15 protein-coding genes are annotated in these 20,111 nt (G+C 51.5%); 8 read left to right on the top strand and 7 right to left on the bottom strand.

The genetic code is table 11. From position 1 onward, the window contains the following. Nucleotides 1-36: 36 nt before the first annotated feature. Entirely contained in the window at nucleotides 37-1,293 is a 1,257-nt protein-coding gene (gene hemA / locus FDX14_RS20665) for a glutamyl-tRNA reductase (protein ID WP_042307946.1), read from the bottom strand. 211 nt (nucleotides 1,294-1,504) lie between these two features. Between hemA and lolB the strand changes: the two genes are divergently transcribed. The 4 genes from lolB to dauA all read left to right on the top strand — a co-directional run bounded on the left by lolB (nucleotide 1,505) and on the right by dauA (nucleotide 5,996). Next, nucleotides 1,505-2,128: a lipoprotein insertase outer membrane protein LolB gene (lolB, locus tag FDX14_RS20670; protein WP_003020792.1), complete on the top strand. Its 624-nt coding sequence runs from the start codon at nucleotides 1,505-1,507 to the stop codon at nucleotides 2,126-2,128. Continuing rightward, on the top strand, nucleotides 2,125-2,976 hold the full coding sequence (gene ispE, locus FDX14_RS20675; protein ID WP_061381218.1) for a 4-(cytidine 5'-diphospho)-2-C-methyl-D-erythritol kinase: 852 nt from the start codon (nucleotides 2,125-2,127) through the stop codon (nucleotides 2,974-2,976). Before lolB ends, ispE begins: the two co-directional genes overlap by 4 nt. Nucleotides 2,977-3,241: 265 nt before the next feature. Continuing rightward, complete coding sequence (gene prs / locus FDX14_RS20680) at nucleotides 3,242-4,189, top strand: ribose-phosphate diphosphokinase (protein WP_001518537.1); 948 nt, start codon at nucleotides 3,242-3,244, stop codon at nucleotides 4,187-4,189. Nucleotides 4,190-4,313: 124 nt separating this feature from the next. After that, entirely contained in the window at nucleotides 4,314-5,996 is a 1,683-nt protein-coding gene (gene dauA, locus FDX14_RS20685) for a C4-dicarboxylic acid transporter DauA (protein WP_072014732.1), read from the top strand. Between the two features lie 100 nt (nucleotides 5,997-6,096). On the opposite strand, the gene FDX14_RS20690 is transcribed toward dauA, so the two are convergent. Then, nucleotides 6,097-7,560 (bottom strand): pyridoxal phosphate-dependent decarboxylase family protein, encoded by a 1,464-nt coding sequence (locus FDX14_RS20690; protein ID WP_137350154.1) that lies wholly within the window; start codon nucleotides 7,558-7,560, stop codon nucleotides 6,097-6,099. Between the two features lie 15 nt (nucleotides 7,561-7,575). Then, complete coding sequence (locus tag FDX14_RS20695; RefSeq protein ID WP_137350155.1) at nucleotides 7,576-8,961, bottom strand: diaminobutyrate--2-oxoglutarate transaminase; 1,386 nt, start codon at nucleotides 8,959-8,961, stop codon at nucleotides 7,576-7,578. A gap of 608 nt (nucleotides 8,962-9,569) precedes the next feature. On the opposite strand from FDX14_RS20695, the gene lysC reads away from it, so the two are divergent. Beyond that, nucleotides 9,570-10,931, top strand: a complete 1,362-nt coding sequence (lysC, locus tag FDX14_RS20700; protein WP_137350156.1) for a lysine-sensitive aspartokinase 3 — start codon at nucleotides 9,570-9,572, stop codon at nucleotides 10,929-10,931. Between the two features lie 123 nt (nucleotides 10,932-11,054). Here lysC and ychH read toward each other — a convergent pair whose 3' ends face one another. After that, entirely contained in the window at nucleotides 11,055-11,336 is a 282-nt protein-coding gene (ychH, locus tag FDX14_RS20705) for a stress-induced protein YchH (RefSeq protein ID WP_003833480.1), read from the bottom strand. Nucleotides 11,337-11,610: 274 nt separating this feature from the next. On the opposite strand from ychH, the gene pth reads away from it, so the two are divergent. Together pth and ychF are read left to right on the top strand one after the other, a co-directional pair. Beyond that, nucleotides 11,611-12,195: an aminoacyl-tRNA hydrolase gene (gene pth / locus FDX14_RS20710; RefSeq protein ID WP_016153302.1), complete on the top strand. Its 585-nt coding sequence runs from the start codon at nucleotides 11,611-11,613 to the stop codon at nucleotides 12,193-12,195. A 115-nt stretch (nucleotides 12,196-12,310) separates the two neighbouring features. Beyond that, nucleotides 12,311-13,405 carry a redox-regulated ATPase YchF gene (gene ychF / locus FDX14_RS20715; RefSeq protein WP_048211448.1) on the top strand — a complete coding sequence of 365 codons (1,095 nt, stop codon included), beginning with the start codon at nucleotides 12,311-12,313 and terminating at the stop codon, nucleotides 13,403-13,405. A gap of 206 nt (nucleotides 13,406-13,611) precedes the next feature. On the opposite strand, the gene FDX14_RS20720 is transcribed toward ychF, so the two are convergent. Both FDX14_RS20720 and FDX14_RS20725 read right to left on the bottom strand, forming a co-directional pair. Next, nucleotides 13,612-14,724, bottom strand: coding sequence for a hypothetical protein (locus FDX14_RS20720; protein ID WP_079223825.1), 1,113 nt, complete (start codon nucleotides 14,722-14,724; stop codon nucleotides 13,612-13,614). A 23-nt stretch (nucleotides 14,725-14,747) separates the two neighbouring features. Beyond that, entirely contained in the window at nucleotides 14,748-16,058 is a 1,311-nt protein-coding gene (locus tag FDX14_RS20725; protein ID WP_137350157.1) for an MFS transporter, read from the bottom strand. 366 nt (nucleotides 16,059-16,424) lie between these two features. Here FDX14_RS20725 and FDX14_RS20730 point away from each other — a divergent pair, with 366 nt between their 5' ends. Beyond that, on the top strand, nucleotides 16,425-18,221 hold the full coding sequence (locus FDX14_RS20730; protein ID WP_137350158.1) for a glycoside hydrolase family 2 protein: 1,797 nt from the start codon (nucleotides 16,425-16,427) through the stop codon (nucleotides 18,219-18,221). A gap of 1 nt (nucleotide 18,222) precedes the next feature. On the opposite strand, the gene FDX14_RS20735 is transcribed toward FDX14_RS20730, so the two are convergent. Next, the gene (locus FDX14_RS20735; protein ID WP_137350159.1) at nucleotides 18,223-19,806 is read right to left on the bottom strand and encodes a hypothetical protein; all 1,584 of its coding nucleotides are present in this window, start codon (nucleotides 19,804-19,806) and stop codon (nucleotides 18,223-18,225) included. Nucleotides 19,807-20,111: the final 305 nt, after the last annotated feature.

Below are 20,111 nucleotides of genomic sequence, written 5' to 3' on the forward strand. Positions count from 1 at the left end.
TAAATGCACCCTGTAAAAAATAAGATTGGTGTGTTGCTACTCCAGCCCGAGGCTGTCGCGCAGAATATTCAGGCGTTCACTATCCCCGTCACGGGCGGCCTGTTGAAGTGATTTGGTTGGTGCGTGGATCAGACGGTTAGTCAGTTTCCAGGCCAGATCCTGCATAATGGCTTGCGCATCACCGCCCTGTTGAAGAGCGGCCAACGCTTTGGCGGTCAGTTCATCACGGATCTGTTCTGACTGACTGCGATACTCGCGGATAGTGTCGCTTGCGCCCTGGGCACGCAGCCAGGCCATAAACTCGCTGGTTTCCTGCGCCACGATCGTTTCGGCTTCCACGGCCGCCGCTTTGCGCTGGGCCAGGTTATGCGAAATGATGCTTTGCAGATCGTCAACGCTGTACAAGTAGGCGTTGGACAATTTGCCCACTTCCGGCTCGACATCGCGCGGTACGGCGATATCCACCAGCAGCATAGGCTGGTTACGACGGTTTTTAAGCGCACGCTCTACCATTCCTTTACCGATAATCGGCAGCGGACTGGCGGTTGAACTGATAATGATATCGGCATCCTGCAAGCGGGCATCGATATCGCTCAATGAAATCACTTCAGCGCCGACTTCATCCGCCAGCACCTGCGCGCGTTCACGCGTACGGTTAGCGATGATCATCTTCTTCACTTTGTGTTCGCGCAAATGACGCGCGACCAATTCGATGGTCTCGCCTGCGCCGACTAACAGCACGGTTACCGTGGAGAGCGATTCAAAGATCTGCCGCGCCAGCGTACAAGCGGCAAAAGCCACGGAAACAGCGCTGGCGCCGATATCAGTTTCGGTACGGACACGTTTAGCGACAGAGAACGATTTCTGGAACATGCGCTCCAGCGCACTGGCGTTCTGGTGGCCTTTCTGCGAATCCGCAAAGGCTTTTTTAACCTGTCCCAAAATCTGCGGCTCGCCGAGCACCAGCGAATCCAGACCACTGGCAACGCGCATCAGATGGCTGACGGCGTCATTGTCCTGATGCCAGTACAGGCTATTGCGCAGGTCTTCTTCATTAAGGTTATGGTATTCACACAACCAGCGAATCAGTGCTTCTTGCAGGTTGTCCTGCTCTTCCACGCTGAGGTAAATCTCTGTGCGGTTACACGTCGACAGCACTACCCCGCCCTGCACCATCGGCAGCGCTTGCAGGCTGTCCAGCGCCTGATCGAGCGTATCCGGCGAAAACGTTACGCGTTCTCGCAGCGATACAGGTGCCGTTTTATGGTTAATACCAAGCGCTAAAAGGGTCATGTGAGCGGGAATAGTACCAGCGTTGATAAGGTTAGACTGGGTGCATCATACAGGATGCGTGCGGTCAATAAAAGAGACTGCCTCCTTTTGGAGTAATAGCTTAGCGCACAAATTTAAGCGATTTAAGATAACTTGAACGTAGACGATGTCAGATGGTGGCGCTAGCATTGAGAGTTATAACTGCAACGTATCTCAAGGATTTGTCATCATTATGACCCTGCCTGATTTTCGCCTGATTCGCCTGCTGCCCCTTGCAGCCCTGGTTCTTAGTGCCTGTACCCTCAACGCACCGAAAGGTCCCGGCAAAAGCCCCGATTCCCCGCAGTGGCGCCAGCACCAGCAGGAAGTACGCGCCTTGAACCAATATCAGACGCGCGGTGCGTTCGCTTATATCTCCGATCAACAGAAAGTGTATGCCCGCTTTTTCTGGCAGCAAACCGGACAGGATCGCTATCGTCTGCTGCTGACCAACCCGCTGGGCAGCACGGAACTGGAACTCAATGCGCAGCCGGGCAATGTTGAACTTGTTGATAACAAAGGTAAGCACTACACCGCCGACGACGCCGAAGAGATGATTGGTAAACTGACCGGCATGCCTATTCCGTTGAATAGCCTGCGCCAGTGGATCCTTGGCCTGCCGGGTGACGCCACCGATTACAAGCTCGACGACCAATATCGTCTGAGCGAAGTGAACTACAGTAAAGACGGTAAAAGCTGGAAAGTGGTCTATAGCGCCTACGACAGCAAAACGCAGCCTGCGATGCCGGCCAACATGGAGCTGTCCGACGGCTCCCAGCGTATTAAGCTGAAAATGGATAACTGGATTGTGAAATGATGAGCCATTGGCCCTCTCCGGCAAAACTGAATCTGTTTTTATATATCACCGGGCAGCGTGCGGACGGTTACCACACGCTACAGACGTTATTCCAGTTTCTCGACTATGGCGACGAGATTGGCATCAATCTGCGCCACGATGGCGAAATACACCTCCTAACCCCGGTGGAAGGCGTTGCGCATGAAGATAACCTGATCGTGCGCGCGGCGCGTTTGCTGATGAAGACAGCGTCGACAAGCGATCGCCTGCCCGCAGGAAGCGGCGCGGACATCAGTATCGAAAAGCGTCTGCCGATGGGTGGCGGCCTGGGCGGCGGTTCGTCAAATGCGGCCACCGTTCTGGTGGCGTTGAATCATCTCTGGCGGTGTGGGCTTTCGGTTGATGAACTGGCGGCAATCGGCTTGACGCTGGGGGCGGATGTTCCCGTGTTCGTGCGCGGCCACGCGGCTTTTGCCGAAGGCGTGGGAGAAATTCTGACGCCGGTCGATCCACCTGAAAAATGGTATCTGGTCGCTCATCCGGGAGTCAGTATTCCAACGCCGGTCATTTTTAACGATCCTGACCTCCCGCGTAACACGCCAAAAAGGTCAATAAAAACGTTACTAAAATGTGAATTCGGCAATGATTGCGAGGTTATCGCAAGAAAACGTTTTCGCGAGGTTGATGCGGCGCTTTCCTGGCTGTTAGAATACGCGCCGTCGCGCCTGACTGGTACAGGGGCTTGTGTCTTTGCTGAATTTGACACAGAGTCTCGTGCTCGCCAGGTGCTTGAGCAAGCCCCGGAATGGCTCAAAGGCTTTGTGGCGAAAGGCGTCAACCTCTCCCCTTTGCATAGAGCGTTACTCTAAATCATTCGGGTTTCAGGAAGATGGCGAGATGACGGAACACCTGGCGCATACAACAGTATGTGCTGGTGTGAGGAATTAACGCCAACGCACATGAAACCCGAAGGATGAAGAGTAAACCGGGCAAGCTGAGTTGCGGTGACAACGTCACCCTGTTCCAGACGTTGCATCGCGCTCTTTAATACACCGCATGGAGAGGATACTGCCTGGCCCGCACAGTTTTCGGCAGATTCTTTCCACCAATGGACGCATGCCTGAGGTTCTTCTCGTGCCTGATATGAAGCTTTTTGCTGGTAACGCCACCCCGGAACTAGCACAACGTATTGCCAACCGCCTGTACACTTCACTCGGCGACGCCGCTGTAGGTCGCTTTAGCGACGGCGAAGTCAGCGTACAAATTAATGAAAATGTACGCGGTGGTGATATTTTCATCATCCAGTCCACTTGTGCCCCTACTAACGACAACCTGATGGAATTGGTCGTTATGGTTGATGCGCTGCGCCGTGCTTCCGCAGGCCGTATCACCGCCGTTATTCCTTACTTCGGCTATGCACGTCAGGATCGTCGCGTACGTTCCGCTCGTGTACCGATTACCGCTAAAGTCGTCGCTGATTTCCTGTCCAGCGTTGGCGTTGACCGCGTCCTCACCGTTGACCTGCATGCTGAACAGATCCAGGGCTTCTTTGACGTACCGGTTGATAACGTATTCGGTAGCCCGATCCTGTTAGAAGACATGCTGCAACTGAACCTGGACAACCCGATCGTGGTTTCTCCGGACATCGGTGGCGTCGTGCGTGCCCGTGCTATCGCTAAACTGCTGAACGATACCGATATGGCTATCATCGACAAACGTCGTCCGCGTGCGAACGTTTCTCAGGTGATGCACATCATTGGTGACGTTGCAGGACGTGACTGCGTGCTGGTTGATGACATGATCGATACCGGCGGTACGCTGTGTAAAGCAGCAGAAGCACTGAAAGAACGTGGTGCAAAACGCGTATTTGCTTACGCAACCCACCCGATCTTCTCAGGTAATGCGGCAAACAACCTGCGCAACTCAGTGATTGATGAAGTCGTTGTCTGTGACACTATTCCACTGACTGACGAAATCAAAGCGCTGCCAAACGTGCGTACATTGACCCTGTCGGGTATGCTGGCCGAAGCGATTCGTCGTATCAGCAACGAAGAATCCATCTCTGCTATGTTCGAGCATTAATCGAGCCCGGCTCAAAAACCCGCTGCGGCGGGTTTTTTTATCTGTAATACTTATTTGTATGACTTTTGCCTACTTCACCTGCCATTTAGTTGACAGATGATGCGCTCATGGATGAAACATTATTGTGAACAGATTATTTTCCTCACATGTGATGCCTTTCCGCGCCCTCATCGACGCTTGTTGGAAAGAAAAATATACCGCTTCTCGCTTTACCCGTGACCTGATCGCCGGGATAACCGTGGGGATCATTGCCATTCCGCTGGCAATGGCCCTGGCAATAGGGAGTGGCGTTGCGCCGCAGTACGGTCTGTATACCTCCGCCGTCGCTGGGATTGTTATCGCCCTCACCGGGGGGTCGCGCTTTAGCGTCTCTGGCCCAACCGCCGCTTTCGTGGTGATCCTGTATCCGGTCTCGCAACAGTTTGGGCTGGCAGGCCTGCTGGTTGCCACGCTCATGTCCGGGATATTTCTGATCCTTTTCGGCCTCGCCCGCTTTGGTCGCCTGATCGAATATATTCCCGTGTCGGTTACGTTAGGCTTTACGTCGGGTATTGGTATCACCATCGGTACCATGCAGATTAAAGATTTCCTTGGCCTGCAAATGGCCCATGTACCGGAGCACTACCTGCAAAAAGTTGGTGCGCTGTTTATGGCCTTGCCGACCATCAACTTCGGCGATGCCGCCATTGGCGTTGTAACGCTGGGGATCCTGATTTTCTGGCCTCGTTTGGGGATCCGACTACCGGGCCACCTTCCTGCACTGCTGGCAGGCTGTGCGGTAATGGGGATTGTGAACCTGACCGGTGGTCACGTTGCGACCATCGGTTCCCAGTTCCACTACATTCTGGCTGACGGCTCACAGGGTAACGGTATCCCGCAGTTGCTGCCGCAGCTGGTATTACCGTGGAATATGCCCGAGTCAAACTTTACCCTGAGCTGGAGTTCGTTACAGGCGCTGTTACCGGCAGCCTTCTCAATGGCGATGCTGGGGGCAATTGAATCTCTGCTGTGCGCCGTCGTCCTCGACGGCATGACCGGCACCAAGCATAAAGCCAACAGCGAGCTGATTGGTCAGGGGCTGGGTAACATTGTTGCGCCGTTCTTTGGTGGTATCACCGCCACGGCGGCAATTGCCCGTTCTGCGGCCAACGTCCGCGCCGGGGCAACCTCACCCATTTCTGCGGTCATCCACGCGATTCTGGTGATCCTGGCGCTATTGGTTTTAGCGCCGCTGCTTTCCTGGCTACCGCTTTCCGCCATGGCCGCACTGCTGCTGATGGTGGCATGGAACATGAGTGAAGCCCACAAAGTGGTGGATCTGCTGCGTCATGCGCCAAAAGACGACATCATCGTCATGCTGATGTGTATGTCGCTGACGGTGCTGTTCGACATGGTTATCGCCATCAGCGTCGGGATCGTTCTCGCCTCTCTGCTGTTTATGCGTCGAATTGCGCGCATGACGCGGCTGGCGCCAGTCAACGTTGATGTAGCAGACGATGTTCTGGTGCTACGCGTCATCGGCCCGCTGTTCTTTGCCGCGGCGGAGGGATTATTTACCGATCTCGAGTCGCGCATTGCGGGTAAACGCATTGTGGTATTGAAGTGGGACGCAGTCCCGGTGCTGGATGCCGGTGGTCTGGATGCCTTCCAGCGCTTTGTTAAACGTCTGCCGGAAGGTTGCGAATTACGTATCAGTAACCTGGAGTTCCAGCCGCTACGTACTATGGCCCGCGCGGGTATTCAGCCTATTCCAGGACGCCTGACGTTCTTCCCGAATAAAGACGCCGCACTGGCGGACATCAGCTGACGCCCAGCCCGACCCGGCGAAGCGCCCCGGGCTACACATGACAGGCAAAAAAATGGCTCCCGTGAGTGGGAGCCATTTTTATATCAAGCTTATTTATTGCTTACGCTTTCAGCAGTTGCTCAGCCGTCGCCTTCACGCTCGCCAGCAAGACTTTCACATCCTCCAGGCACACGGTCGGGTTCAGCAGCGTCAGCTTCAGGCAGGTAATGCCATCGGCTTCGGTGACGCCGACGTTGGCGCTACCGGAAGCCAGCAGCACGTCGCCGATACGCTGGTTGAGCAGCGCAACAAACGCCATATCGTCGCTTGCCGGACGGAAGCGGAACAGCACGCTTGCCAGCTGCGGCTCCATCACCAGCTCCAGATACGGCTGGGTTTTCACAAACTCAGCCACATCGCGGGCCAGCGTGACGCCGTTATCAATGATTTCGGCATACTGCTTTTTGCCCAGCGCTTCGAGGCCCATCCACAGCTTCAGCGCGTCGAAACGGCGCGTGGTCTGCAGCGACTTCGATACCAGGTTAGGTACGCCGTGCTCTTCATCGAAATCAGAGTTCAGGTACGCCGCCTGATAGCGCATCAGCTCATAGTGGCGCGCGTCTTTCAGCAGGAACGCGCCGCAGCTGATGGTCTGGAAGAACTGTTTGTGGAAGTCCAGGGTTACGGAATCCGCCAGTTCGAGGCCGTTCAGGAAGTGACGATACTGTTCAGAGAGCAACAGCGCGCCACCCCATGCCGCGTCAACGTGCATCCAGATCTGGTGTTCTGCCGCCAGCGCCGCGATGTCCGCTAACGGATCGATTGCGCCTGCATCGGTGGTGCCAGCCGTAGCAACAATCGCCATCACCTGCTCGCCGTTGGATTGCGCCTGGGCCAGCTTGGCTTTCAGGTCCGCCAGATCCATACGTGAGAACGCATCGGTCTTCACCTGAGTGACGGAACGGTAACCCAGTCCCATCAGCGCCATGTTTTTCTGCACGGAGAAGTGTGCGCTTTCAGAGCAGAACACTTTAATTTTGCTCAGGTCACCGGTCAGACCATTCTGCTGAATGGAGTGCCCCTGGCGAGCGAAGAAAGCGTCGCGCGCCAGCATCAGGCCCATCAGATTGCTCTGGGTGCCGCCGCTGGTGAACACGCCCGCGTCGCCCGCCGCATAACCTACCTGCTCACGCAGCCATTCGATCAGTTTGATCTCAATGATGGTCGCGGATGGGCTCTGGTCCCAGGAGTCCATGCTCTGGTTAGTGGCGTTGATCAGCACTTCCGCCGCCTGGCTAATCACCAGGCTCGGGCAGTGCAGGTGCGCCACGCACTGCGCATGGTGAACCAACAGGCTGTCTTTGAGAAAGTATTCAACCGCACGCTCAATAGCGGCCTGGTTGCCCAGGCCCTGAGACGTAAAATTCAGGTTGATACGTTCGCGCAGCTGTTCAACGGTTTTGCCCTGATACATCTCAGGCTGTTGCAACCATTCAACGACCGCTTTCGTACTCTGCTCGATAGCGTCCTGATAGGCAGCAATACTCTGCGCCGAGCCGGACAGAATCGGGTTTACGTCTGACATTCGCTCCAACTCCGTTTAAACCGGCTTTACGCCAGCGCCCAGCAGGGCGTTTTCGAATTTATCGAGGAACACTTCCAGCTCAGCGTTAGTGATCAGCAGAGACGGCAGCAGGCGCAGTACGCAACCGTTACGGCCGCCACGCTCCAGAATCAGCCCGTTTTCGAAGCATTTTTTCTGCAGCAGCGCGGACAGTTCGCCATCGGCCGGGTAGCAGCCCATGTGATCCTGCGCTTCGTTCGGCTTAACAATTTCAATACCGATCATCAGACCCAGACCGCGTACCTGGCCAATCACCGGATAGCGTTTCTGCAGGTCGGTCAGTTTGCCTTTCAGCCACTCGCCCTGAGCGGCAACTTTATCGGCAATCTTGTCGTCTTTGAGGATTTTCAGTGTTGTCAGACCGGTGGCCATCGCCAGCTGGTTGCCGCGGAAGGTACCGGTATGGTGGCCCGGAGCCCACGCATCGAACTGCTTTTTAATGCCCAGTACCGCCAGCGGCAGACCGCCGCCAACCGCTTTGGACATCACGATGATGTCTGGCTCAATACCGGCGTGTTCGAAGGCGAACAGCTTACCGGTACGCGCGAAGCCAGCCTGAACTTCATCGATGATCAGCAGAATGCCGTGTTCCTGAGTCACTTTACGAATACGCTGTAACCATTCGACCGGCGCCGGGTTTACGCCGCCCTCGCCCTGTACCGCTTCGAGGATCACCGCAGCCGGTTTACGCACGCCGCTTTCAACGTCGTTGATCAGGTTTTCGAAGTAGTAAGTTAATGCTTTCACGCTAGCTTCACCGCCAATACCCAGCGGGCAGCGGTACTGATGCGGATACGGCATAAACTGCACTTCCGCCATCATGTTGCTGACGGCTTCTTTCGGCGACAGGTTGCCAGTCACGGACAGCGCGCCGTGGGTCATCCCATGGTAGCCGCCGGAGAAGCTGATAATGCTGGAACGGCCGGTCACTTTCTTCGCCAGCTTCAGCGCCGCTTCAACGGCATCTGCGCCAGACGGCCCGGTGAACTGCAGGCAATACTCTTTGCCCTGGCCCGGTAATAAAGACAGTAAATAAGATGAAAATTCATCTTTTAACGGCGTGGTAAGGTCAAGCGTATGTAACGGTAAGCCGCTTGTGATGACACTTTGAATGCTCTGCAGCACTTCAGGATGATTGTGACCGAGCGCCAGGGTACCGGCACCTGCAAGGCAATCAAGATATTGATTATTTTCTACGTCGGTAATCCAGACGCCCTGCGCTTTGGCAATAGCCAATGGCAGTTTACGCGGATAGCTGCGGACATTAGATTCAAACTCAGCCTGTCTTGCTAAAAAGGTATCATTGCTCTGCGGTAATGAATTAGCACTTAAAGTATCAATACGGACTTTATCCGTCATCATATCACTCCTACAACCAGGTGTAGATTAACGCCTGATTGAATAAATGGTTATAAGGATTACCTGTAAAAAAGCGCGGCTAATATATGTTGTTTTAGCGTGGGACTCAATCATTTATTTTCCGCCAACTTAAATGAGCATTTTTACCTTAAATTTCAAAGAATAAAGCTCATCCAGCATTACGAAATCATAAACAAATATAGCTATTTATTTTACAAAATTGTTGCCAGCCGCAACGTAGACGATGTTATAAAAACCATGAGGTTTTCATGTTTTTATTATTTTTTTACATGTTTTTACCATTAATAATGTACGCATTTATTCACTACGACATGATTTTTCACTTATTTTTCGTTAAATCGAATAAAAAAGTCGATCCGTAAATATAAATCACTTAGTATGGCGCGCTTATTTACAGGCTATGTAGATAAAATTAATGCGCAGCACCCGGTAACGCGTACAGGCGACACGCGTTATCGACAACAGGTATTCCCTGGGTTGTCAGCAGAAATGTTCGCGGGCGGACATTTCGTAAGGCGAACGTCGTTCCCTTATGCCGAGAATGAAAATTTTCTAGCCATACTTTTATGGCGCCCTGATATGAGATTGTTATGACTCGCATTTATCCACCATCCGTCGTTGCCAAATTTGGCGGCACCAGCGTCGCTGATTTTGATGCGATGAACCGCAGCGCCAGCATTGTTCTTGCTGATCAAGATGTCCGTTTAGTCGTTTTGTCTGCTTCCGCAGGCGTGACAAACTTACTGGTCGAGCTTTCTGAAGGTCTGGAAACACATCAACAATTAGATAAGCTTGAGACGTTACGCGCCATCCAATACAACATTATTTCCCGCCTGAAGCAGCCGTCCGTTATCAGCACGGAAATCGATAATCTTCTCAACAATATACGCCGCCTTGCAGAAACGGCGACGGTTTCACCGTCCGATGCGCTAAGCGATGAGTTAGTCAGCCACGGCGAACTGATGTCCTCTTTGCTGTTTACTGAAGTATTACGTGAACGGCACGCCGAAGCCGTGTGGTTCGACGCCCGCAGCGTGATGCGTACCAACTCGAACTACGGCTGTGCTGAACCGGATCTCAGCACCCTGCACCACCTGGTGGAGACTCATCTGCGCCCGCGCCTTGAGCAGGCTATTATGGTTACCCAGGGATTTATTGGTCGTGACGCAGGCGGACATACCACGACACTGGGACGCGGTGGGAGTGATTACACCGCCACGCTACTTGGTGAAGCACTGCACGCCGCACGCGTAGACATCTGGACCGACGTTGCCGGGATCTACACCACCGATCCGCGCATTGCGCCACGGGCCAAACGGATCGACCATATCTCATTTTCCGAGGCCAGCGATATGGCCGCCTACGGTGCGAAGGTTCTTCACCCGGCTACACTGCTCCCGGCAATGCGGAAAAGCATTCCGGTCTTTGTTGGCTCAAGTAAAGATACTGCCGCCGGTGGTACACTGGTGCACAACACCACCGATAATCCACCGCGTTATCGGGCGCTCGCCGTGCGCCGTAAACAGACGCTATTGAGATTACACAGTCTGCAGACACAACCACCCTGTACTTTTCTGGCGCAGGTATTTGCCATTTTATCCCACCACGCGGTGGCAGTGGATTTGGTCACGACATCAGAAAATTGTATTGCGCTGGCGCTGGACGCCACTCATGCGACATCGGGTGAGGACCATATACTAACCACGGCATTGTTTACCGCATTGTCCTCCCACTGTCGGGTGGAAGTGGAAACCGGACTGGCATTAGTCACTTTGGTGGGCAATAAACTGACCCAGGCTGCGGGGGTGTGCAAAGACGTTTTTGCCTGGCTCGAAGAGCATACGGTTCGCATGATTTGCCACGGCGCATCAAACGATAACCTGTGCATTCTGTTACCGGCTGACGCGGCGGATAGCGTGGTTAAGACGTTACATTATCGATTATTCGAATAACGCCTCTTCAATTGCGCAGCAATGATGAGTGCATTTTATCCGGGATATGCGTGAACAAGCAGAGGACTGGTTTTCAACCAGGACTCTGCCTGCAAACAGTGGCACTCGCAGCGGAGAGACTATTTAGTTGTGACGATGATTGGTATCACCGCGACGGCAGCGTTTGTCATAATGACGTACCCACCAGTAACGGTCACTAATTTGTTCGTGCCCGCCGACTCTGGCCCCCGCTAACCAGAGAACACCGCCGACAAAAATACTGAGCACAGCACCATGCGCGAAAAACTGTGGCAAATTAAATTGCGGCAGTTGGTTTAAAATAGAGTAACCAACGCCACCCACCATCACCACCAACCCTAAAGCCATGAGCACGTTACCGAGTAACGAAGCGTTTTTGCGTTTCATGTGTCACCTCCGGAACTTTGGGTTGTTACAGGGAATACCCCTAATCCTTATGTGTAAAGTATAGACAACACTGCCGTTCGCAAGTGCGGGAGCGATCACAATTACAAACACCCGCGCAACAAAACTTTACAAATAAGCTACTGAACACACTCAATTTCTAATAGTCCAGTTTCGCAATTATTCGATTTTCGAGGATAAGCATGCTGTTTTTTGTCAAGCGCAGCGCCAGACAGTAAACTACCCGTCGTTTATAGATACACTCAGGACAAAACACGTGACGATTAAATTGATTGTCGGTCTGGCGAACCCCGGCGCAGAGTATGCGGCAACGCGGCACAACGCCGGCGCATGGTATGTTGATCTACTGGCAGAGAGATTACGCGCTCCCCTGCGCGATGAGCCGAAATTCTTCGGCTACACCTCCAGGGTTACGCTAGAAGGCGAAGATGTCCGCCTGCTGGTGCCGACCACATTTATGAATCTGAGCGGCAAGGCCGTTGGCGCGATGGCTAGTTTTTATCGCATCAATCCCGATGAAATTTTAGTTGCACATGACGAACTAGACCTACCGCCAGGTGTTGCCAAATTTAAGCTTGGCGGTGGTCATGGCGGACATAATGGCCTGAAGGACATCATCAGCAAGTTAGGCAATAACCCTAACTTTCATCGTTTACGCGTTGGAATTGGTCATCCGGGCGATAAAAACAAAGTTGTCGGGTTTGTTTTAGGCAAACCACCTGTTTCTGAACAGAAGTTAATTGATGAAGCGATTGACGAAGCGGCCCGTTGTACCGAGATTTTGTTCAAAGATGGCCTGACAAAAGCAACGAGCCGGTTACATACCTTTAAAGCGCAATAAGCAGCGATGTGCGGCATTTTGCTCGCGTGCTGTGTATAATAGGCAGAGTTATTTACTTTTCTACAATCTGTTTTCTATAACAGATTGAATATCAAAAGATTAAGGTGATTTAAACATGGGATTCAAATGCGGTATCGTCGGTTTGCCAAACGTAGGCAAATCCACCCTGTTCAACGCGCTCACAAAAGCGGGTATTGAAGCGGCAAACTTCCCGTTCTGTACTATCGAGCCGAACACGGGTGTTGTCCCGATGCCCGATCCGCGTCTGGATCAACTGGCCGAAATCGTCAAACCGCAGCGTATCCTGCCGACCACGATGGAATTCGTTGATATCGCGGGCCTGGTAAAAGGCGCCTCCAAAGGTGAAGGTCTGGGTAACCAGTTCCTGACTAACATCCGCGAAACCGAAGCGATCGGCCACGTGGTGCGCTGCTTCGAAAACGACAACATCATCCACGTTAATAACAAAGTGGATCCGGCTGACGATATCGATGTTATCAATACCGAACTGGCGCTGTCCGATCTGGATACCTGTGAACGCGCTATTCACCGCGTACAGAAGAAAGCCAAAGGCGGCGACAAAGACGCCAAAGCAGAACTGGCTGCCCTGGAAAAATGTCTGCCACAGTTGGAAAACGCTGGCATGCTGCGTGCGTTGAAAAATCTGACTGACGAAGATAAAGCGGCCATCAAATACCTGAGCTTCCTGACGCTGAAGCCGACCATGTATATCGCCAACGTCAACGAAGACGGTTTTGAAAACAACCCGTACCTCGACAAGGTGCGTGAAATCGCCGCTGCCGAAGGTTCCGTGGTGGTAGCTGTTTGCGCCGCCGTTGAAGCCGACATCGCTGAGCTGGATGACGCCGACCGTGAAGAGTTCATGGCCGAGCTGGGTCTGGAAGAGCCGGGGCTGAACCGCGTGATCCGCGCAGGCTATGAGCTGCTGAATCTGCAGACCTACTTCACCGCGGGCGTGAAAGAAGTACGTGCATGGACCATCCCTGTCGGCGCTACCGCTCCGCAGGCGGCAGGTAAAATCCACACCGACTTCGAGAAAGGATTCATCCGTGCACAGACTATCGCATTTGAAGACTTCATCACCTACAAAGGTGAGCAAGGCGCGAAAGAAGCCGGTAAGATGCGTGCGGAAGGGAAAGATTACATCGTGAAAGATGGCGATGTGATGAACTTCCTGTTCAACGTCTGAATAAAATTTCTCGTCTCATGAGGTTTCATTGAATCTCATGACAACGGTAAAACACTATAAAATCCACGCAATTGCGTGGATTTTTCATTTCATAGAGTTTCAACTTTCACACTAAAATCTATCAGTAACAGTATGACGTGCCCATAGACGCCCCTTGCGGGATGATTTATCTATGGGCCAGAGACACTTAGCTATAGGAAAGAAAATTACAGGGACGGAGCTTTGAAATACCCTATACCAATCGTTTTACGGAAACGCCAGTTCTGCCATTGCGGCCATAATACCTGGGCGATCATCGCAATCGCTATCCAGCGGAACCAGGTCGCGAAGGTATTACTGTAGCCCTGCGGCTCTTTGTAACCCTTCACCCATCCATCGTAACCGCGCTCACCAAGCAGGGTGTCCGGGAACCCTCCATCTGCATTCTGGAAATCCAGTAATGCCACCAGCATACGGCGCAACCAGTGTTCAATTTCATCACGACGATGCGGACAGCGCGCATGGCCGTGCGCCAGAATATCGATAATATCGACATCAATACAGCTGCTCCGGATGGCTAAGGGCTGCTCCAGACAACGGCTCATTGACTGGTTAAAATAAGGAATATCTTCGTCAAGGGCATAGAACACGTGCAAATTATGTGTGGCGCCGCAGAGTGCAAACAGCAGAGCCTCCTGGCTGTACTGCTGCCCGGGTCCCCAAAAACCGGAAAAGGGCTCACTCTGCTGGTTATGCCAGAAAATCATATCCTGTAATCGCTGCGCCGCGGGTCCCTTCGGATCGCGTTGCTTTTCAAGCAGCAGGAAGCTGCCTACATTGACGATATTGTTACCTTCAAGCCACGGATCGCGCATATCACGTTGTGCCAGCCATGCCCAAAAATACTGAGGATCGAGATACGGTTTTATAAAAGGCAGTTCCAGCCTGTTGAGCTGATCAAGCACTTCCAGCGCCCCCATACAGTAATTCGTCGCGTGAAAACGCATGTACTGGCGCGTTTTATCGGCATCCGGGCCTTTCCACGTTTCGCTCCAGTTTAAACCCGGCAGCTCGAAATATCCGTCCTCTCGTTGATGGCGCAATATCCAGTCCGCTAGCGCTTTTTTCTCCGGGATGTCATCTCCTAATAACGCGCGCGCCATCGTACCATCATAGGTTCCAGGCAGAAGCATTTGCGGCCATTGTTCAGCCTGGTGTCGTTCGCTCACACGCAATATGCCCGGAGTTGCGTTCTGAAGTTGCATACTTTTTAACCAAAGCAGACTTTTATCTTTAGCCGCAAGAATACGTTCCTGTAATAAATTATCGGTTAATGACATTTTTTGTACCTGTGAGATCAATATTATTTAAATTTAGCAACCGACATGGTTGGAATTAATACGTGCATAATCAGGAAACCCAGCAGATAAGCAAATCCGCCCATCAGGAAAATAGACCAGTAGCTGCCCGTTGCCTGCAAAATATGTCCCGTCGCTTGGGTAAAGAGAATGGAGCCAAGCGAGCCTATCAGGCAGCCGATACCGACCACAGCACCCACCGCTTGTTTAGGAAACATATCCGATACGCTGGTATAAAGATTGACGGACCAACCCTGATGCGCCGCGACAGCAATACCAATTAACGTTACCGCCACCCACAGATTAGAAACGTTAGAGACCAATAAAATCGGGAGCACACAGATTGCGCATAATAATAAGGTAAACTTACGCGCCTTATTTACTGCTATTCCACGGTTAACCATCCATGCTGGGAGATAGCCTCCGGCAAGACCGCCAAGCGTTGCCAGCACATTGATGAGCACCAGCGGCATCGCCATATGGGCCATATCAATATCGCGAGCGTCGTGTAGCCACTTCGGGATCCAGAAGAGGAAGAACCAAAAAATAGGGTCGGTAAGGAATTTACAGACGGCGAATGCCCAGGTTTGCTTATATTTTAGCAGCCCTAACCAGCTTATTTTTTGCGTGGTTTGCGCTGCCGTCTCTGCATCATCATCCTGATGGATCCAGGCCAATTCTTCTTTGTTTACTTTCTTAACTTTCTCCGGTTTTCCATACAGCAGTAGCCAGAAGGCAATCCAGATAAGCCCTACCGCGCCCGTCACGATAAAGGCTTCACGCCAGCCCCACTGTAAGGCTATCCAGGGAATAATGACCGGCGCAAACACATTCCCGACATTCGAACCAGCGTTAAATATGCCCGTTGCGAATGCGCGCTCTCGTTTGGGGAACCATTCTGCGGTTACCTTCACGGCTGAAGGGAAGTTGGCGCTTTCACCCAGTCCAAGAAAGATGCGTGCGTAAATAAATCCAACAACCGTACCGACCATGCCGTGCGCCATCGCCGCGAAACTCCAGAGTGCGAGTGCAATGGGCAAGACCAGGCGGGCGCCATAGACATCAACAATACGTCCACACAGTAATAAACCTACCGCATAGGCCGCCTGAAATGCGGTAACAATATTTCCGTACTCAATCTCATTCCAGCCAATATCCTTCTGGAGCATTGGCGCGAGCAAACCTAAAATAGATCTGTCGAGATTATTAATGGTGACGGAAAAAAAGAGTAATGCGCAAATTGTCCATCGATATCGACTGGTTGCCGATCCTGCCTTTACTGCCTCATTACTGACACCGCTTTGCAACTGCCCCATCGTATTTCCTCCATCACGATAAGATAATGTATCCAAACAGACCCAATACAAATAACTGTTAACTTTCGCCATTGTAAGTGACCGGGTCAGAGTCCGTGACGGGTTAGAAATGGAATTGAGATCCCCGAAGTTCCTCCCTGAATTTATGTGAGTAATATCGCTACCCGTAAGTGTTGATGTGACAGAGATCACTTTGACAAAATTTATAATGAGATGTCGATCACATGAAAATACGGCCCATTTTCGACATCCATCACATTTACGGTTTTTTCCCACTTTCGATTCCGTCAGAGATTGAGGAAGCAGTCCTGAGTCTGAATTTGAACCGTTATCCTTCAGAAACACCTCATTTAGGAAGGATATCTCATGCTGGAAAAATCGAACCTGGCTGAAAATGCCGTAGAGTGCTTACACAACGAGCAATATGACACCCCGTACAATACGCAGAATTTTAATCACACCAATCTGCTGTTCACCGGGGGGCGTGACGGTGAAAGCCTGAGCGGCGAGTGGCGTTTTACGCTGGATCTCCATGACACCGGGCTAAGGCAAAAATGGCATCTCCTGGAAAAGCGCGATCAAGAAACGCGCCGCGATCCTTACGACTACGATCCCTTTGCTGGCGATTCCGTACCGGTTCCGGGATGCTGGCAGATGATGAACGAAAAGTGGTTCTACTTTGAGGGAAGCGCCTGGTATACCCGGGAAATCGATTATATCGAACGGGACGCGGACGAACGTATTTTCTTGCGCATTGGCGCGGCTAACTACGATTGCAAAGTGTTCCTCAACCATCACTTTATTGGCAACCATTATGGTGGCTCCACGCCATTTTGCGCTGAGTTAACCTCCGAAATTCAGCCGGGAAATAATGTGCTGATGATCTGCGTAAATAATACGCGTACTACCGACCGTTTACCCTTACGAAATAACGACTGGTTTAACTATGGTGGGATATACCGTGAAATTGAACTGTATCGCACCCCGCAATCCTATATCCGGGATTTGTTTGTCTATTTAGTGCCTGATGGTAAATATAACCGGATCGCGGTAAAAATTGCCGTGGAAGGAGAGGCGAAGGAGGTCAACTTAACGATCTCAGAGCTGGGTATTGCCGTCACGCTTCCAGTGATTAACGGCGTGGCGAACGCAGAGCTGTCTGCCGAGCCGCAGATCTGGTCCCCTGACCGTCCCAAATTATATCGCGTGATGGCATCGCTGGGACGTGACTGCGTGTGCGATCGTGTCGGCTTCAGGCAAATAGAAGTTGTAGGGACGGATATCCGTCTGAACGGTCAGTCACTCTATCTTCGCGGCGTTAACTGTCACGAAGACGATCTTCTGTCCGGAAAAATGACCAGTGAAGCAGATATCCGCCGCCGGTTTCACCATGCAAAAGAGCTTAACTGTAACTACCTGAGGCTGGCGCATTATCCACATCATGAGATGGCGGCTCGCATAGCGGATGAAGTCGGCTTATTGCTCTGGGAAGAGATCCCAAACTACTGGGCGATAGATTTTAAAAATCCGGCTACCCAGCGCGATGCACATAATCAGTTGATGGAGTTGATTTATCGCGACCGTAACCGTGCCAGCGTGATTATCTGGTCGGTCGGTAATGAAAACGCGGATACCGACGAACGGCTGGACTTTATGACCATGCTGGTTGACACCGCTCGTCAGGCCGATCCAAGCCGTTTAATTTCTGCCGCCTGCCTTGTTAACCATGCCAAAATGAAGATTGAAGATCGCCTGGCGGAGCATCTCGATATTATCGGCCTTAACGAGTATTACGGCTGGTATGAAGAGAATTTCGACGATCTGATTGTACTAGGAGAAAATTCATCACCTTCTAAGCCCGTCGTTATTACCGAAACCGGGGCTGAAGGGGTTATCGGTGATAATGCACCGACGTCAGGGCCGTTCTCGGAAAACTATATGGCGGAGGTATATCGCAAGCAGACCGAATATTTGCCAAAACTCAATTACATTCGAGGTTTTACCCCGTGGTTATTGTATGACTACCGGACAGAACGACGTCAGAATCCCTATCAGAAGGGATTCAATTGCAAGGGCCTTATTACCGCTGACAAGGTAACGCGTAAAAAAGCCTTTTATATCCTGCGTGATTTTTACCAACAGCTTAAAAACGCTGACGCGTAATCTATTCATTTTCAGTCAGACTGTCTGCCAGGCTAATCAGCCTGGCAGGATCAAATAGCATCGCCAGATAATGGGGCTGCTGCTGTTCTTCCCTATCCATCCATTCTGAAAGTCGTGTTGCCAGAATACGCAATTCATTAATTTCTTTCGTTAATTCAAATAAAGAAATACCGCTCTGATGACCATAATTGTCTACCATCATTTTCATGGCAACGCTGCGTGAGACGCGGTTAAACATTTCGGTATACCAAGGGACGCGTTCCCAGACTCGCTTAAACAGCTCCCTCTTCTCATTGGACATCGCAACAGAATGGATGATGTGATAGAGCCGGTTACGTGAATCCTGAGCAAGGAAAAGAGCCCGCTCTTTTTCCAATACCAACTGCTGGAATTGCTCACGTCCACTATCGGGATCGTTTACCGGAAACAGGGTCGACAGGGCATAATCATCGGATTTGCGCACATGCAGCTGAAGCTGCTTTACGGCCAGGGCGTAGCTGTCTGGCACCTGGCTGTAATGATGCAAAACATGCCCCAGAATGTAGGGTGTCTTTCTCATCCATTCATAGCTACAGATGTACAGCTGGTGGAAGAGGTTCACCTCAATCGTCCCCACTTTATGCTCAAGCATATCCGTCAGCCAGCAGTGAAAGGCCTGTTTTTCCGTCATAAAGATTTCGCGGCCAAACATCGCCAGGCCGTGCAAGTTAACAGAATTAACTGAATTTATCAGCGAACTGTTGGAGATCCATTCCCAGTTAAGCCGCCCCGTTATGGCCTCCAGATCCTCGCCCACCATGCTCTCTACCCAGCTTAACCGGCCCTGGATTTCCTCTAACAGGTAGCATGGAAGAAGCGTCCAGCCATATTCCAGCCCCCACATGTCGAACTCAATCCACTTGATTCGGCCATCAAGTTGAGTCAGGAGCGGATTATTAACAAATCCAGGGCGATATCCCTGTGCAACCGCCTTTATGGAGACCCGCACATCCTGAGGTAATACTTGCAAGGCATTAACTAGTTGCCACGAGGCGGCTTCATCCTCCATATAGTCACGTAACACCATTTTTTTTCCGAGGGTACGCAGTGTCTTATAGAGATAAGGGAGTGTTGAAACCCAGTTGGCTTTATAAGGCTGATGTCTAGGAAGATTAACAATTACCCCATCAATACCCGGCAATGTATCCAGGGCCTCATAGAGATCGTACTGATAAAAATTTTTCCAGAAAATTTCGTCCGCATTGCTGTTATCAATTAGCGCATATTCAGGGTATTTTTCCTGGATTTTACCGTCACGGGGAAGCGCCTCTCCTTGCAGCCACACCCGAATGCCGGAAGTACGGCAATACCGGCATAAACGCTGCAAATAAAGTAAATGCTCCTGATGTTCACGAAGCAGATTCTCACGACCATGCTGACAATATTTTGAAGGAGAGACTAACAAAGAAAATAAGTTCTGTTGGTTAATGACAAGCCCGTTAAATTGATCCCGTATCATCACTGTAATAACACTTTGCAAATACGGCCAGTGCCAAATCAGTGACGAGTTTACTTCCAGTAAACGCAACGGAACGGAAGCTTGCATTTTAAACATTCTCATTATTTATGCCAAGGTTAATGGACATTTTATAGAGAATCCCCAGGTTGTGCTACTCCAGAATCTTTAAGATGCGCCGTATGGTGCCGGTTTACTGATGTGGATTTTCTGGGGATCCCTCAGCCCATAGGGACGTACCGAGTCCAGGCTCTAAGAACCTTCCCGTCATACTTCTTTTAGTAACACAAAGAGCACTTGCTTGTAACCCTTCCTTAGCGACTCAACTGAGGGCGCGATGAATATGACAAACAGCAGCAGATATTTTGGCTACCGGAACGGAATCGCATACACCG

Source organism: Citrobacter sp. wls710 (assembly GCF_005281115.1).
Lineage (GTDB): Bacteria > Pseudomonadota > Gammaproteobacteria > Enterobacterales > Enterobacteriaceae > Citrobacter > Citrobacter werkmanii.

Excerpts from the sequence above, each read along its gene's own strand:
- FDX14_RS20720 (WP_079223825.1), bottom strand. The coding sequence starts at position 14,724 with ATGTCATTAACCGATAATTTATTACAGGAACGTATTCTTGCGGCTAAA.
- hemA (WP_042307946.1), bottom strand. The coding sequence starts at position 1,293 with ATGACCCTTTTAGCGCTTGGTATTAACCATAAAACGGCACCTGTATCG.
- lysC (WP_137350156.1), top strand. The coding sequence starts at position 9,570 with ATGACTCGCATTTATCCACCATCCGTCGTTGCCAAATTTGGCGGCACC.
- FDX14_RS20695 (WP_137350155.1), bottom strand. The coding sequence starts at position 8,961 with ATGATGACGGATAAAGTCCGTATTGATACTTTAAGTGCTAATTCATTA.
- FDX14_RS20735 (WP_137350159.1), bottom strand. The coding sequence starts at position 19,806 with ATGCAAGCTTCCGTTCCGTTGCGTTTACTGGAAGTAAACTCGTCACTG.
- ispE (WP_061381218.1), top strand. The coding sequence starts at position 2,125 with ATGATGAGCCATTGGCCCTCTCCGGCAAAACTGAATCTGTTTTTATAT.
- ychF (WP_048211448.1), top strand. The coding sequence starts at position 12,311 with ATGGGATTCAAATGCGGTATCGTCGGTTTGCCAAACGTAGGCAAATCC.
- FDX14_RS20725 (WP_137350157.1), bottom strand. The coding sequence starts at position 16,058 with ATGGGGCAGTTGCAAAGCGGTGTCAGTAATGAGGCAGTAAAGGCAGGA.
- FDX14_RS20690 (WP_137350154.1), bottom strand. The coding sequence starts at position 7,560 with ATGTCAGACGTAAACCCGATTCTGTCCGGCTCGGCGCAGAGTATTGCT.
- FDX14_RS20730 (WP_137350158.1), top strand. The coding sequence starts at position 16,425 with ATGCTGGAAAAATCGAACCTGGCTGAAAATGCCGTAGAGTGCTTACAC.
- ychH (WP_003833480.1), bottom strand. The coding sequence starts at position 11,336 with ATGAAACGCAAAAACGCTTCGTTACTCGGTAACGTGCTCATGGCTTTA.
- lolB (WP_003020792.1), top strand. The coding sequence starts at position 1,505 with ATGACCCTGCCTGATTTTCGCCTGATTCGCCTGCTGCCCCTTGCAGCC.